The organism is Faecalibacterium prausnitzii, from assembly GCF_003324185.1.
Taxonomy (GTDB): domain Bacteria; phylum Bacillota; class Clostridia; order Oscillospirales; family Ruminococcaceae; genus Faecalibacterium; species Faecalibacterium prausnitzii.
The window spans coordinates 1-13863 of record NZ_PXUP01000030.1; the positions used below are offsets into that span (position 1 = coordinate 1).

General features: G+C 49.2%; 18 protein-coding genes and 3 pseudogenes. 3 read left to right on the top strand and 18 right to left on the bottom strand.

Features of this window, described 5'->3' with window-relative positions:
• Positions 1 to 77: 77 nt before the first annotated feature.
• From C7J97_RS13635 to C7J97_RS13640, 3 genes and pseudogenes are all read right to left on the bottom strand, one after another.
• Positions 78 to 1520: pseudogene (locus C7J97_RS13635) on the bottom strand (VirB4-like conjugal transfer ATPase, CD1110 family); the annotation flags it as partial.
• Positions 1495 to 1857, bottom strand: a complete 363-nt coding sequence (locus tag C7J97_RS15085) for a PrgI family protein (RefSeq protein WP_170126680.1) — start codon at positions 1855 to 1857, stop codon at positions 1495 to 1497. The pseudogene C7J97_RS13635 and the gene C7J97_RS15085, both read right to left, overlap by 26 nt.
• Positions 1858 to 1872: 15 nt before the next feature.
• Positions 1873 to 2739, bottom strand: coding sequence for a VirB6/TrbL-like conjugal transfer protein, CD1112 family (locus C7J97_RS13640; RefSeq protein WP_112121895.1), 867 nt, complete (start codon positions 2737 to 2739; stop codon positions 1873 to 1875).
• Here C7J97_RS13640 and C7J97_RS15275 point away from each other — a divergent pair.
• On the top strand, positions 2678 to 2848 hold the full coding sequence (locus tag C7J97_RS15275; protein ID WP_207657578.1) for a hypothetical protein: 171 nt from the start codon (positions 2678 to 2680) through the stop codon (positions 2846 to 2848). The genes C7J97_RS13640 and C7J97_RS15275 overlap by 62 nt on opposite strands.
• Positions 2849 to 2967: 119 nt before the next feature.
• Here the strand turns inward: C7J97_RS15275 and C7J97_RS13645 are convergent.
• The 3 genes and pseudogenes from C7J97_RS13645 to C7J97_RS13655 form a co-directional block, all read right to left on the bottom strand.
• Positions 2968 to 3051: pseudogene (locus tag C7J97_RS13645) on the bottom strand (Maff2 family mobile element protein); the annotation flags it as partial.
• A 90-nt stretch (positions 3052 to 3141) separates the two neighbouring features.
• Entirely contained in the window at positions 3142 to 4812 is a 1671-nt protein-coding gene (locus C7J97_RS13650; RefSeq protein ID WP_113993280.1) for a recombinase family protein, read from the bottom strand.
• Positions 4813 to 5010: a hypothetical protein gene (locus tag C7J97_RS13655; protein ID WP_113993282.1), complete on the bottom strand. Its 198-nt coding sequence runs from the start codon at positions 5008 to 5010 to the stop codon at positions 4813 to 4815.
• Here C7J97_RS13655 and C7J97_RS15575 point away from each other — a divergent pair.
• Positions 4984 to 5223, top strand: a complete 240-nt coding sequence (locus tag C7J97_RS15575; RefSeq protein WP_113993283.1) for a tweety protein — start codon at positions 4984 to 4986, stop codon at positions 5221 to 5223. The two genes, C7J97_RS13655 and C7J97_RS15575, sit on opposite strands and share 27 nt — an antisense overlap.
• A 28-nt stretch (positions 5224 to 5251) precedes the next feature.
• On the opposite strand, the gene C7J97_RS13665 is transcribed toward C7J97_RS15575, so the two are convergent.
• The 7 genes from C7J97_RS13665 to C7J97_RS13695 form a co-directional block, all read right to left on the bottom strand.
• Complete coding sequence (locus tag C7J97_RS13665) at positions 5252 to 6589, bottom strand: virulence-associated E family protein (protein WP_113993284.1); 1338 nt, start codon at positions 6587 to 6589, stop codon at positions 5252 to 5254.
• A complete protein-coding gene (locus C7J97_RS13670) occupies positions 6558 to 7202 on the bottom strand; it encodes a CHC2 zinc finger domain-containing protein (protein ID WP_113993286.1) in 645 nt (214 codons plus the stop codon). Before C7J97_RS13670 ends, C7J97_RS13665 begins: the two co-directional genes overlap by 32 nt.
• Before the next feature lie 65 nt (positions 7203 to 7267).
• Positions 7268 to 8848: a MobQ family relaxase gene (gene mobQ / locus C7J97_RS13675; RefSeq protein WP_113993287.1), complete on the bottom strand. Its 1581-nt coding sequence runs from the start codon at positions 8846 to 8848 to the stop codon at positions 7268 to 7270.
• 187 nt (positions 8849 to 9035) lie between these two features.
• Positions 9036 to 9689, bottom strand: a complete 654-nt coding sequence (locus C7J97_RS13680; RefSeq protein WP_227612115.1) for a hypothetical protein — start codon at positions 9687 to 9689, stop codon at positions 9036 to 9038.
• A 309-nt stretch (positions 9690 to 9998) separates the two neighbouring features.
• Positions 9999 to 10295, bottom strand: coding sequence for a DUF3847 domain-containing protein (locus tag C7J97_RS13685; protein WP_002592121.1), 297 nt, complete (start codon positions 10293 to 10295; stop codon positions 9999 to 10001).
• The gene (locus tag C7J97_RS13690) at positions 10288 to 10629 is read right to left on the bottom strand and encodes a DeoR family transcriptional regulator (RefSeq protein WP_003020305.1); all 342 of its coding nucleotides are present in this window, start codon (positions 10627 to 10629) and stop codon (positions 10288 to 10290) included. The genes C7J97_RS13685 and C7J97_RS13690 overlap by 8 nt, the downstream gene beginning before the upstream one ends.
• Complete coding sequence (locus tag C7J97_RS13695; protein WP_002304353.1) at positions 10626 to 10814, bottom strand: hypothetical protein; 189 nt, start codon at positions 10812 to 10814, stop codon at positions 10626 to 10628. Before C7J97_RS13695 ends, C7J97_RS13690 begins: the two co-directional genes overlap by 4 nt.
• A 484-nt stretch (positions 10815 to 11298) precedes the next feature.
• Here C7J97_RS13695 and C7J97_RS13700 point away from each other — a divergent pair, with 484 nt between their 5' ends.
• Positions 11299 to 12105 carry a helix-turn-helix transcriptional regulator gene (locus C7J97_RS13700; RefSeq protein WP_113993288.1) on the top strand — a complete coding sequence of 269 codons (807 nt, stop codon included), beginning with the start codon at positions 11299 to 11301 and terminating at the stop codon, positions 12103 to 12105.
• A gap of 96 nt (positions 12106 to 12201) precedes the next feature.
• Here the strand turns inward: C7J97_RS13700 and C7J97_RS13705 are convergent, their stop codons facing one another.
• The 5 genes and pseudogenes from C7J97_RS13705 to C7J97_RS13725 all read right to left on the bottom strand — a co-directional run.
• Positions 12202 to 12534 (bottom strand): hypothetical protein, encoded by a 333-nt coding sequence (locus C7J97_RS13705; RefSeq protein ID WP_113993290.1) that lies wholly within the window; start codon positions 12532 to 12534, stop codon positions 12202 to 12204.
• 24 nt (positions 12535 to 12558) lie between these two features.
• Positions 12559 to 12939: an Imm50 family immunity protein gene (locus C7J97_RS13710; protein WP_113993291.1), complete on the bottom strand. Its 381-nt coding sequence runs from the start codon at positions 12937 to 12939 to the stop codon at positions 12559 to 12561.
• Positions 12940 to 12987: 48 nt separating this feature from the next.
• Positions 12988 to 13365, bottom strand: a complete 378-nt coding sequence (locus C7J97_RS13715) for a TnpV protein (RefSeq protein WP_113993293.1) — start codon at positions 13363 to 13365, stop codon at positions 12988 to 12990.
• The gene (locus tag C7J97_RS13720) at positions 13325 to 13687 is read right to left on the bottom strand and encodes a helix-turn-helix domain-containing protein (RefSeq protein WP_455709126.1); all 363 of its coding nucleotides are present in this window, start codon (positions 13685 to 13687) and stop codon (positions 13325 to 13327) included. The genes C7J97_RS13715 and C7J97_RS13720 overlap by 41 nt, the downstream gene beginning before the upstream one ends.
• 71 nt (positions 13688 to 13758) lie before the next feature.
• Positions 13759 to 13863 (bottom strand): annotated as a pseudogene (locus C7J97_RS13725) (Maff2 family mobile element protein); the annotation flags it as partial.

The window sequence follows — 13863 nt, forward strand, 5'->3', positions numbered from 1 at the left end:
TGCAGGTCACAGTAGGGTTACTCCAAATGGATAGAGCAGTGTTTATACACAATACATTACGCGACTTCGTGTCGCACCTCACATTCCGGGTCGCAGATGATAATATCATCGTCTGTCACGAGGAATGCGTTGCAGATCTCACGCTTTGCGCTGAACGACTTGCCAGAACCGGGGGTGCCCAGAATCAGGCCGTTGGGATTCTTCAATCGCTTTCTGTCCACCATGATAAGGTTGTTGGACAGGGCGTTCAGGCCGTAATACAGGCTTTCTTTGCCGGACTGATAAAGTTCCTGCGTGGTGAACGGAATGAAGATGGCTGTGCTGCTGGTAGTCAGGCCGCGCTGAATTTCGATCTGGCAGTCTGCCAGCGGCAGGCTGCTCATCAGCCCCTGCTCCTGCTGAAAATCAAGGCGGCATAATTCGCAGTTGTGCTTCTGCGCAATGCTGACCGCCTGAAACACGTTGGTTTCCAGTTCCTGCTCGGTCTTGCCGGTGTTCAGTACCAGAAAAGTGACAAGGAACATACGCTCGTTTTGCGACTGTAATTCTTTCAGCAGGGCTTTTGCGTCCCGTCCATAAGTCGCCAAATCTGACGGCAGAACGTCCATGTCATATCCGGCACGGACGGCTTTCTTCTGCTCTTCGATTTTGCTGCGGTCGAGTTCGGTGATGGTGTGCTTGATGGTTTTGATGGCCTTGTTCTGGTCAACGGACTGGATGTGCATGGTAACGATTTGGCTGGAATCCATGTCCAGAAAATCCTTCAGCAACTGGTCGCTCAAGTCAGAAGCCGTGATATTCAGAAAGCTGACCGCTCCGAAGATGCCGCCCATCTGAAAGGTGCGGCTGTTCTTAAACGCCAGCGCAGTGGGGGCAATGGCATCCTTTACGGACAGACCACTGGGCACAAGGTCTTTCCAGTTGAAGTGGAACTTGTTGGCTCCATCCATGTTCAGCATCCCGTGCATCAGCCGCAGACGTTCCGTACCGTCCAGCGGCTTTGCCAGAACGCCAAGCCGGTGGAAATTGTTCATCAGGTCGTTCTGGATGTGCTCCAGCCGAGGTTTGACCTGCGCCATGCTGTCGCCCTCGATGCCATAGGTCAGAAACTTCGTTTTGGTCAGACCGTTGTTGCCCTTGGAAAGCTGTTGCCGCAACATCTGGCTGTACTCGGCTCGCACATCATCAAAGCCATCCTGCTGGTACGGGATGCGGATGGACTTCTCGAAGTCTGCCGAATCGGTGGCGGTATTCACGAAAGACAGTTCAAAGTGGATAGAGCTGTCGAAAAAGTTGAGAAAAGAGCACCATTCCTCAAAGATGGCGGTCTTGTCCTCCTGCTGCGCCAACTGATAGTTGATATCCTGATACTGGATGGTGCGGGTGTAGTAGCCGGGACGGACACGGCAGGTACCGTCCTCAAACATCCGCTGGAACGGAATGCTCTCCTGTGCCGTGCGGGGCACCGTGGACTTGGGCGGCTTCTTGCCGTCCTTATTCTTTTTCAGAAACGGAATCATGGGCGTCATCTCCCTTCACAAGCAGTGCATAGTAATTGCGGGTCTGGTACGGACGCACCTTCGGGCGAACAAAGCGCGCCTGAAAGTAGTACCGCAGGATCTTTTCAGCCGGCTGACCGTTCTTCTGATACATGGCCAGAAAGAACATGGGCAGCATGACCGCTATCATGCCGAGGGTAGCACCGGAATTGCCAGCGGTGTCCCGCAGAACAAAGAACAGCGGCACGCCTACGACTGCCGCTGCACCAAAACAGACGAGCTGCCGGGCGGTCAGGTTGAAGGCTACTTTGGACTTCACCTTGCTGAAATCGCGCGGCACGGAAATATAAGCTGCCAAAATTTCACCTCCGAATCAATGGGCACCCAGCAGAGTTTTGGCGACAGAGCTGGTCTTGAACAGCGAGAAGCAGAGCAGCACGGTATACCCCACGATGCTCCAGATCGAGTTGATGGCATCCCCGGATATTGCAACATTCTGGAGCAGAACAGCGTAGATCGCCACGCAGATCAGGATCAGGAAACCTTGAAATCCCAGCGCGAACAGAGAACGAAGATAGTTCTGTCCAACATGGGATTGCTCATGGTTGCCCCATGTTGCCATGGGCACCGGAGCCAGACTGACCATCATGTAGATCTCAATCATTCTTCCGTAGACGATGACAAAAATCACGATGGACAGGATGCGCATGGTGATACCGATGAAGAAGGACTGCAAGAACAGCCCGAACAGGGGTCCTACGTCCATCTGCATCATGCTGGATTGCAGCATCGACAAGCCGATATCGTTGACCCTTGTGTTGCCGCTGATGATGCCGCTGGAATTTGCCACCACCTGCTGCGTCACGTCGAACACCGCCATGATGATATCGAAAGTGTTGGAAATCATCCAGACCGAAATGGCAGTTTTGAAGATCCATTTCATCAGCAGCGCAGGCTCAAATTGTGCCATGTTGTTGTGCTGTGTGATCATCTCGATCAACTCATAACAGGCGATGAAGGTCAGAATCACGCCTGCAATGGGAAGCACTACGTTCCGGGACAACGCCTCGATCATAGCGAAAACGCGCGGTTCAAAATTGGATGGTTTGGTGCCGACCTGCTGTGCGATGTTGCCCACTTGGGTGTTGACGTCATCAAACAAGCCGGAGAGATTGGACATGATCGCCGCTGTCAGCAGTGACTTGATCCAATCGGAGATTGCTTTGAGAACAGTTTCCACTCAGCGCCACCACCCATCAAGAAAAATGGTTGATAAGGGTCTTGAGCAGGTTGAGCAGAAAAATAAGGTGAGTCAGAATCTGCATAGTAGCACCATCCTTTCAAAATAAAGGTGAATATTCGATTTGCAATGCGTTTCCTCTTTATAATAAGAATCCGTTTGCCACGGAGGGGCTGGAAATGCTTGCAAGTAAATATGTACGGGGCGGCAAACGCCGCCCGGAAAAGATCAGCCGAACAGACCGCTCAGCAGGGGGATCAGGGTGATACCGATGAGGGCAACGCCGCCGCCAGCCATCAGCTGTTTTATCCCCAATTAGGTGTAAAACTCTGCTCGATGGCGGGCGGCGGCGTACAAAAAATCTATATGGTGTTTTTAAGAGAACCGTCCCGGTAGGACAGGTCAGGCAGTGACCTGTTCCACCTCCGGGATGGGTTTGAGATTAAAATGAATTTCGATAGAAATGTGTCTTGTTTTATCTTCGTCAATGCGCTCATGCACGACGATTTCTTTGATTAAGCGGTTGAGGGTGGCTGCGTCCAGCTCTGTGATGTTGGCGTATTCCTGAATGGCTTCCACCCATTGTTTTGCGTCATTGGCAAGCTGTACTTCATCGGACAGCCGCTTTCTGCCCTCGGACACTTTTGTTTTAAGCTCCGTCTGCTCGGTCTGTGTCTTTTCCAGCATGGTGCTGAAATTCTGCTCACTGATACGCCCTGCAATCATATCCTCATAAAGCCGCATTACCATTTTGTCCAGAACCTCAATCCGTTCCTCGTCCCTTGTAAGGGAGCGTTCCATTGCTTCCCGCTGTTCCCGCTGCTCTGCTTCACAGGTATTGGTCAGGCGGTCGGCAACCGCTTCCCCGTCCATCAGGGCAGCTCTGGCACATTCCCGGATTTTCCGCAGCACATGGCTGTAAAGGGTGTCATAGTCAATCCGGTGCTGGGTGCAGTGGTTCTTTCCAAAGGCATTGTAGGTCTTGCAGGAGTAAATCTGCTGGGGATGTTTTGCGTTTGTGTAGCGTATCGTCAGCGACTTCCCACACTCGCCGCATTTTATCAGTCCGGCAAACAGGCTGATTTCATTGGTCTGCCTCGGACGCTGGCGGGATTTCAGCTTGTTCTGCACAATATCAAAGCTCATGCGGTCAATCAGCGGTTCATGCTGTCCCTCCACTACAATCCAGTCCTCCGGCTTCTTTTCCCCAATCGTGCCGATTTTGAAACGGTAGTCTTTTTTCTGGGAAGCAATCGCCCCGGTGTAGACGGGATTCATCAAAAGGTCTTTGATAACGGAGAAGTCCCACATATACCGCCCGTTTTCCGGGTCTTTCTTTTCCCATTTGGTGCGGGTATTGCGAAGCCCCCGTTCCCGGTTCCACCATGTAGGGCAGGGGATTTTTTCTTCCTCCAGCCGTCTGCGGATATAGTTCGGACCATGACCGTTCAGGGCATATCCGAAAATCAGCCGCACAATCGGGGCGGTTTCCTCGTCAATGAGCAGATGGTTTTTGTCCTCCGGGTCTTTCCGATACCCAAACGGGGCAAGACACCCGGTAAACTGTCCTTTCTGCGCTTTCAGAAGATAAGAGGAATGGACTTTCTTGGAAATATCCTTGCTGTACATCTCATTCAGGATATTCTTGAACGGGGCAATGTCGTTGTTATCCCGCAGGGTGTCGATACCGTCATTCATGGCGATATAGCGGACACCGCTTCTTGGGAAAAAGTCCTCAATCAAATGCCCGGTTTGCAGATAGTTACGCCCCAGTCGGCTGAGGTCTTTCGTGATGACAAGATTGATTTGCCTGCGCTCAATGGCTCTCAACATTCTCTGTAAATCAGGACGCTCCATATTAAGACCTGTGAAACCATCGTCCTGATAGACTGCCACAACCTCCCATCCCTGCTTTTCGCAGTATTTTTCCAGCATATCACGCTGGTTTGCGATACTGGCACTTTCGCCTTGCAGGTCATCGTCCTTTGACAGCCTGCAATAGACCGCCGCACGATAGCCCCCGGCAAGTGCCTTTCCGATTGTTCTGTATTCCATTTCGTTCATCATAGCCATTTACCCACACAATCCAGACGGTATCTGGCTCTTTTGAACCTCATCTTCATTATACTTCAAATCTTTCTTTTTAGCAAGATATTCTTTCGTATTTGTATTTCCGTATTTCTGGGAAATCAGGCTGACGAACACATCAGTGGCGTCCAGCTCCCCGTCAAATACAGTGGTCACATGAATCTCTGTTTTGTTTTTTGCCATAGGCAGTTATCCTCCATACATGAAAATAGCCAGACAGAGGGTATCGGCAACGAAGTCCGGCAACGGGCTTCAAAAGACCTTGCAAACAATCTCAATCTGGCGATGGTTACTATTTATACTTTTCTTTTATTTTTCTGTTGTTTTGGTTGTTATAAGGGAGAAAAGCCCGGAAATAAGGGTTTTTCCCCGGCAACCGGCTCGGCAACGGGATAGCAACAGGGGGTGCAACGGGCTGTCATTTTCAGAATGGAAGCTCCATCTGTTCTGTGACCTCCACAAAACCGTCCATCGTTTTTTCAGACGGGTTGCCGGAGTCCGTTGCCGGGTTTTCACGCTCCCAGCCCTTTTGTCTGCCATATTCTGAAAACATTCTTGGGTTTGGGAAGTACCGCCAGCGGTCAATGCACTGGTTCATAATCTCGTTGATTTCCCGGATTTCCCATTGCTTCGGTTCGTCAAAAGCATGGTTCAAGGCTTCCTTATAGAGCTGCTTGGAGCAGACCATGCTCCCGGTGTACCTATCAAGATACGCCTGTATCATCCCGGCTTTGGTGTCCTCTGGCATAAAATCCCGCTGGTGTTCTTTGAGATACCGCTGCATGGCAGGGCTGAAAGCCAGCTTGAACCTGCCACTTCGGTAAATCTCCATCGCTTCTGCCCACATCTGCTCGATATAGGCTCTGGAAGAAGCTTCGTCCTCCAAAATGTGAACCTCGGCTTGCTCCGGGTACACCATGACGGGGATAAAGCGGCGGTTGCCGGAACGGTCAAGGGGCAGGAAGTCAAGGGCATTGGAAGTGCCGCCAAACACGCACTGACGGGGGCGGTCTGCCGGGTGTGTTTCATAAGGTATCTTGTAAACCTCTTTCTGCCGGCTTAAAAACGACTTGATTTCCTCAATGCTCTTGGCGTTGGCGGTTGCCATCATTTCCGACATTTCGATCATCCAGTGACCTTGCAGCTTGCGGTACACATTGTCATCGTCCAGCTTCCGCAAATCATCGGAGAACCACTCGTCCCGGACTGCCAGCAGACGGAAGAAGGTGGACTTGCCAGCCCCCTGACCGCCGACCAGACAGAGCATGATTTCAAACTTGCACCCCGGCTGAAAGGCTCGTGAGATTGCACCCAGCAGGAACAGCTTCAATGCTTCATAGGTGTAATCGTCTGCGTCAGCCCCCAGAAAGTGCCGCAGACAGAAGCGGATTCGCTCTGTCCCGTCCCACACAAGGGAACTTAAATAATCCCGGATGGGGTGGTACTTGTTTTCATTCGCCACAATCCCGATGGCGTTATCAATCTTTTTCTCATTGGTAAGCCCGTAGGTTTCTTCCAGATAAAGAAGCAGATACTTCATGTCCGTATCGTTCAGGGCGGTGCTTTCCCTGTGGAAGCCGATGGGCTTTATGATGTCCTTGCGGTCGGTCAGGATGTTGTATGCGATAGCCCCGGAAAGCAGCGGGTCACGCTGGAATACGGTCAGACAGTTCCGTATGCTCTGACGGACACCGCCTTTCTCGGTAGTTTCCAGCCCCGCCTTGATTTCCTCAATGTTCTGGGGTGGCTGCATGGCGTTCATGGTGTTTTTTAGTTCTTGCTGCGTCTGCGGCTGCAAGCTCTGCCATTCGCTGTTCAAGCTGTATCACATCCTTTCCGTATTCCGTAATCAAAGCCGCTTTTTCCTCTGTTTCCCCAAACAGCAGCACATCCAGCAGATATTCCACATGGTCTTGCTTCTGTAAGGCTTCCACAAACCGGGGATGAAAGACTTCCTCCGGGGAGTGCGGGGCATATTCCTTTCTCCACACTCGGAGTAGGTGGAGATAATCGGCAAGAATACGGAAGCAGCGGTTTTTTGCTTCCTGAAACTGTTCCTCCGGGGATTTCTGCCGGGGCTTGGGCTTTTTTGCTTTTCCCGGCGGTTTCCAGTCCTCATAGGAAAGCCCGAAGTCCTGTGCCAGCTGTACGGCGGCTTCTTTCTTTCCCAGCCCATACAGGGCGGCGGCAAAATCAATCACATCCCCATCCGCACCGCAGCCGAAGCAGTGGTAACGCCGATCCAGCTTCATGCTTGGGGTTTTATCGTGATGGAACGGGCAGCAAGCCATCCCGTTCCGGCCTACACGGATTCCATAATGCTCCGCAGCCTGTCTTGTTGTGACGGACTGCTTCACAGCTTCAAATACATTCAAATCTATCCCTCCTTGAAAAAAAGAAAAGCACCTGACATTCTCAATCTGAAAATGGCAAGTGCCTGTTAAAGTTCCATATCCTGTTGTTTGTGTTTTGTCTGCACCGGGGCAGTTCTTTGTGCTTTTTTCTCGTCAGCCTTATCCTGCAAGACTTCTTTGATAGGCTGTTTCTTGGGCGGCTCTTTGCTTTCTTCTGTGCCGGGGGTGGCTTTCCGTACCCAGTAGCGAATGTCCCGCAGCTTCTTCAAATCCTCCTGTACCTCTGTCAGCGGTACTTTCAGCTCTGCGATTTCGCTGAGAAGTTTTTCCTGCTCCTGTTGCAGTTCCTTTTGGGTACTGTCCTTATCGTCCGGGTGCTTGGCAAGGTAGGCGGCGGCTTTCGCATATCGGGCAACCTCCGGGTGTTCCTGTTTGAAATTCTCCTTTGTTTTCTTGAAAAATATCTTCTGGTACTTCTCATAGACAGGCTTACATTCCTTGCAGTCTGTCCGGCTGGCAAGAATCCCGTCAATCACTTTGCTGCGGGCTTCCTTTGGCTTCATCTGATTGCGGTAATCGGCGGCTGATTTCCCGGAAGATTCCAGAAATGCTTCCAAATCCTCCACAGTGGAAAGCCCCTTTTGCCGGAGATAGGACAGGGCTTCGCTGACTGCCTTTAAGTCCTGTGAAGTCCCCCGGTTCTGTCCAGCCCTCGTCCAGTCCTTCCGTTCTTCCTTTCGTATCTCCATGTACTTCATCAGCAGATTGGGAAGAAGTGTCGCTTCCTCCGCCGCTTTTTGTGCAAGCAGCTCTTTCCGTTTTTCTCCCAGCTCGGTAATCCAGCCTTTGAGGTTTTGGATAAGCTGCCGGATGGACTTCATCAGACTGTTGGCGGCTCTGATTTCCCGGTTCAGGTTTCCGATATTCGTCTGGATACCACGCTTTTCCATCTGCCGGACAGCAGCCCCCTCATGGACAGTGGGGACAATATCAAGCCCCTGTCTGGCATAGGAACGCAAGTCCACACGCTCCGGACGGTCATTGGCTTCCAGATAGCGGTTCTGGATGACCTCCCATTCATGCCGCCAGATTTCGCAATACTTCTGGTCGTTCCAATCCACCGTATCCTCCTTGTGGCTTTTCCATCTGCCGGACGGAAGTTTTATCCGTTCCCCGTTTTCGTCAAGGTCATAAACCTTGCGGCTCTTGGGAAGCCATTTTCCATGTTCGTCCATTGCCCTCATAGTGAGCATGACATGGGCGTGGGGATTGTGTCCCGGCGGATGGGGATCATGGATTGCAAAATCAGCAATCATGCCTTTGGAAACAAACTGCTGCTCACAAAACTCCCGGACAAGGACAGCATACTGGTCGGGTGGTATCTCTCTTGGGATGGTAAGCACCCACCGCCTTGCAAGCTGGGAGTTCCATTGCTTTTCCACCGCTTCGGCGGCGTTCCATAGGGTATTGCGGTCTGCATATTTCTGTGGGGCATTTGCCGGGAGCAGGATTTCATTGTGGACGATACCACGCTTTTCCGGGTAGTGCTTCACTTGCTGGTCGTATTCACAGAACAGCTTTTCGCCGCTCTGGTAAGCAGCGGCGGCAACCGCAGACTGCCGCTGGCTGCGCTGAACAATCGAGATTTCGTTGTGCGGACAGGGCATTTCGTGTCCCTCCTTTCGGTAATCGGTGGATGGGGTGGCGTTTTAGCACCTCATTTTGGGCAGAAAAAAAGCAGGAGACCTTTTTTCAGATTTCCTGCTTGGTGTGCCGCTGTGTGGGCGGCGGGTATTAAGTTGTAAAAGTTCAGGACAAGTTGACCCGATGTGTGGGTGGCAAATTGAAAGTTTTCTACTTTATACTTCCTAGATTAAAATCGTACTCATCAGATTCTCGTGGATTCTTGAAACCTTCAAACGAATCTACTTCTGTAAAGGAAAAGAAAAAACCACAGTTGGGGGTAGGAAATTTCTGTTGTTCCTTTCGGGTGTAGCCTTTGATGGACAGCAGATATTTTCCAGCAGGAACATTATACTTGATGTCCGTATAAATTGTACAGATACCATCTGGTGTTTCTGACTTATACCACCGTTCCCACGGGGAGTGGTAGTGCTCCACAGAACCGAAGTACCCCGGTGTGGTATAAAATTCTTCTTCCTTGATATGGTATTCCTTTGGCTCAAAAGGTTCAAGCTGTTCAATAGCAGAAATCCAAAGTCCATCTTTTACTTCCAGATTAAAGCCCTCATAGCTGATTTTTTGCACCCACTGGTCATCAAAGGGCTCGTCCTGCCCTTCCAATTTGATTGCATAATTATAGTGATCAATCCCTACCAACGGGATGAAAATTCCCTCTCGTTGCGTGTTCAGATAAAGCTCCTTATCCTTTTGCAGAAGACTTAACAGTTTTCTTTTCCGAATTTTCTCACGCTTCAAAAAATCCTGTAAGGTGTCTGCGGAAAATAAACAGATCCCATAGCCACCTGCAATTACCATTCTGTCCATAACTTCTCCTTCCCAATACAATAAGCCACTTCCGATTTGTCGTCGACTTCATTATACTTTGTTCGACCGTCAAAGTATAGAGAGATTTTGTAAAACTTGTCGGCTGGGAACAGCTTGCAACACAAGGTGTCCCCAGATGGCAAGTCCACAAAAGGGTAGCTGGCGGCAGCCAGCGCAGGGGAAGCGTAGCGTCCCCTGTATGATTTGGAGCAGACCATGACTGCGGAAAATCACAGCCCTCCGGCGAGGAGCCTTCGGAGAACGCAATGCACCAACCTCTGGGTGGTGTATAATTGCGCCCTTAGTAAACTAAGGGGTTTCCGGCTTCTCCCGTTCCAGCAGTTTTTTCAATAGTTCCTGCGTGTCCTGCCTGTGAAAAATGAGTTTCAACAACAGCATGACATCATCATCTGTCAGGCGTTCCGGCTCTTGCAGAAAACTTTCCAGCATACCGCCACGGGTACAGAGCCGGTGCGTTCGTTCCTTTCGGGTAAGCTGCTTTAACTGGTACTGCAATGCCTTTTCATCATTGATGGCTTTCCGCAGTTTCTTTTCGCTTTTCTCCAGCTCCCAGTTGAGTTTTTCCAGCTTTGAGGTCTCAGGCAAGGGCAGCGTCCTCCTTTCCCGGTATCAGCACATAAATCCGGTTTGGTTCTCCCACGCCCTGACGCACCCGCATGATAAGCCCAGCGGTTTCCAGTTCATTCAAAGAACGCTTGACCGTCATGGGGCTGCGGGACAAGACTGCGGCAATGGCTGTGACAGGGAAGCAGACAAACAGGATTCCGTTCTCGTCCTCCTGCCCTTTGGATAGCATAGCGTCCAGCATCCGGCAGTACATGACCTTTGCGGTGCTGCTGACCGGAAAGCCTGTCAACGCTCTGGGAAATGGCATACAGGGCGGCAATGGTGTGTCTATCGTCATAAATTCAAAATTCATTCGGTGTGTTCCTCCTTTTTCTTTGCTCGTTTGGATAAATAACGGGGGCAGTCAATCACAACCGCCCGGAAGCTCTGCTTGCACCCATGCTGGCATTTCCGGCACAATTCGTTGTAAGTGACACGCCCCCGGTCATTGAGGTAAAAGGAAAGCTCATGCTTCCTCTTTTTGCTCATTCTCGGCATATTGCGCTTCCTCCCGTTTTAGTGTATGGTTTCGGGGCGATTTTCGGCAAAATTACAGCCATAGAGCCACTTAAAATCTCCCGAAGTATCAGCGATAGGGTAGACTATCCCCCTATCAGATTGTCGTGTTTCGGTATCATTTCGGTGTCAGTCCGCCAGTTCTCCCCGGTGTCGTTCCTCCCCTGAATCTCACAGCGGCGTATCGCTCCCTTTGGTATGCTCGTTTTGGTAAGGGTTCCTCCACATCCCTGCCAAAAGTCATGGCACTACATCGCCGGGGAAGCATATCCCACACAGGCTGGTCATTCGATTGGAATAATCCATCGATGAACTACCTGTATCATAGAACATTTTTGTGCCCTGTGCCGTATGTCCACAAAGTAGGAATTAGGGGTAAAAATCAGAAATTTCCACGATTGCGGAATTGATATGATATAATCAATTCAACGGTTATAAATGTCGTTAGAAAGGGGGAACTGCTTCAATGAACGGAGCTACTACAATACAGGAACGGCTAAAAGATTTACGATTAAACAAAGGATTAAAACTGGAAGAACTGGCAGAGCAAACGGGTATTTCAAAATCGGCTCTTGGCAGTTATGAAAAAGATGACTATAAGGAAATCAATCATGGAAACCTTATCACGCTGGCAGATTTTTATGGGGTGTCCCTCGATTATCTCTTTTGCCGGACAGAGAATCGAGCGGAGATCAACACGCCATTAAGGGAGCTGCATTTGAGTGATGAGATGGTAGCACTTCTGAAAAGCGGTCGGATTAACAACCGTCTGCTGTGCGAACTTGCCACGCATAAGGACTTTATCAAGTTTCTTGCGGACATTGAGATTTATGTGGATGGGATTGCCACCATGCAGATTCAGAACCTCAACGCCCTTGTCGATACCGTCCGGCATGAAATCATTGAACGGTATCGCCCTGGCGAAGATGACCCCCATTTGAAAGTGTTGCAAGCCGCCCATATCAGCGATGATGAATATTTCAGTCAGATGGTACGGGATGACCTCAACCTCATTATCCGGGATATTCGAGAAGCCCATAAAAAGGACAGTGAGAGTGCACCCCAGACCACCGTTGCTGATGAACTGAAAGAAAATCTGGAAGCGATCGAAAATTTCAAGGGCAGCCGGGATGAAAAGCTCGTTGTCCTTTACTGCAAACAGCTCGGCATCAACTATAAAAATCTGTCAGATGAAGAATTTCGCTGGCTAATTCGGATTCTCAAAAAGTCAAAGAAAATGGGAACGCCTATCAGCCAGAGGAAAAAACGATAAAGAAAAACCGCTGTTGCATGGTTTGTTAGCTTCCATGTAGCAGCGGTTCGTGCTGTGGTTATTCAGTTAAATTTTCAGAATGACAAGCTGGAATTGTTATTCAGGAAAAACAAGTACACAGTTTTCTAAATCGTCAGTATCTTTTTCGGAAATATATATCTGAGCCGACAAAGATAAATCATTTCCTATAAATTTTTCCCTTTGAAACAAATCCCTTACTATATGCCAATTTTTATGTGCATTTTCAGTTTCCAACCAAATACCCATCAATGGTCCAGGTTCCCCGTCCTCTGTGTCTATATAATCATATCCATTGCTTTGTATCAAGGAATTTGATACCTCTTCGATACGGTCTGGTATGCGATATCTCAAATCCAAATCAGCATTTTCAAGCATTCCTGGATTTAACAACACAATAATCGTCTGCATATTTCTTCCCTCCAAATTTCTAATTTATATTTCTGTATCTATGTATGCGCTCATTCTCTGGATAACAGCCGCTTCGGCTACAAAAGAGCATAATATCGATCCATCTACAACGATTTTTATTTTGCTTTCATGTGAAAAAATGTCAATATTTCCGTACATATATCTATCCTTCATCTCCAGTTTGAACTCTGAAATAACGAAAAAAGAAATTTCAATAGAAACAGTATTGTTACCATTCCATTTTTCAGGAGGATTGTCTGGATAAACTGGCATATCAAAAACCACAGATACTTCGGTACCATCTCTTTTCAATGAAATAGCATCTATTCTGACGTTCAGCAATTCAGGGACTTTTGTGTAAATTTGTTTGATGAAAGTGTTTCTGTCTATTCCATCATACCACATACCTTACCTCCACAAACAACGATTTGTCATAATCATTCTACCATACCGTTATGCATAAATCATCTCATGCAAAACAATTTCTTCTGCCCGATTGTGAATGTTATTGCAACGCTGCACCCATTCCATTTGATGGGTACGCTTTAATTCTTCGGTCACGCCCTCGGCAGCTTTCATCTGCTCCATGATGGTATCTAACCGTTCCTGTGCCTGTTCGTTCAGGTCTGCAAGATATGTCCATAGCTCTCCGGTCAATATCAATGTGTTCAATCTGGCTGGGTGGACTTCTCTCAAATATTCCCGGTGCATCCGTCCATACTTTCCGATGGGGCGGTGTTCTTCTGGCAGTTTCAAATCTGGGATGTAGTAATCTCCGACAAGGATATAATCAATTCCGTTTTCTGTTATTCTTGGTTTCAATTCGCTCATGTTCCTTACCTCCTGTGGAAGCAGGCTCGTCTGGTACTAACTCAATCACATCGGTAATCTCACAATTCAGCGTTTCGCAGATACGGGCTAATGTGTCCATGCTGATGTGCTTTCCCTCTTTGCTCATGTTGGCAATCATATTCGTTGTCATACCAGCGGCAAGCCTTAAATCTTCTTTTCTCATATCACGCTCTAACAGTGTATGCCAGAGTGGTTTATAGCTGATGTGCATATTGCTTTCCTGCCTTCCTATCCATACCACCGGGGCGGCTGCCCCGGCAGGAACTTTTCTCTTATTATAGCACCAATCTTGTGTAATCACAATTTATTCTTGTAGCCTGCCGCTGATACCGTCTGGATTGTGCTTTTCCTTTCTTTTTGTTCCCTTTAATTAGCCATGAACTGCTTCATACCCTGACTCTTGGCCGAGGGGTTATCACCGCCGTAGCCCTCCATGAGGTTCACGGCACCCCACACGCCCAGACCGGCACCCAGTGC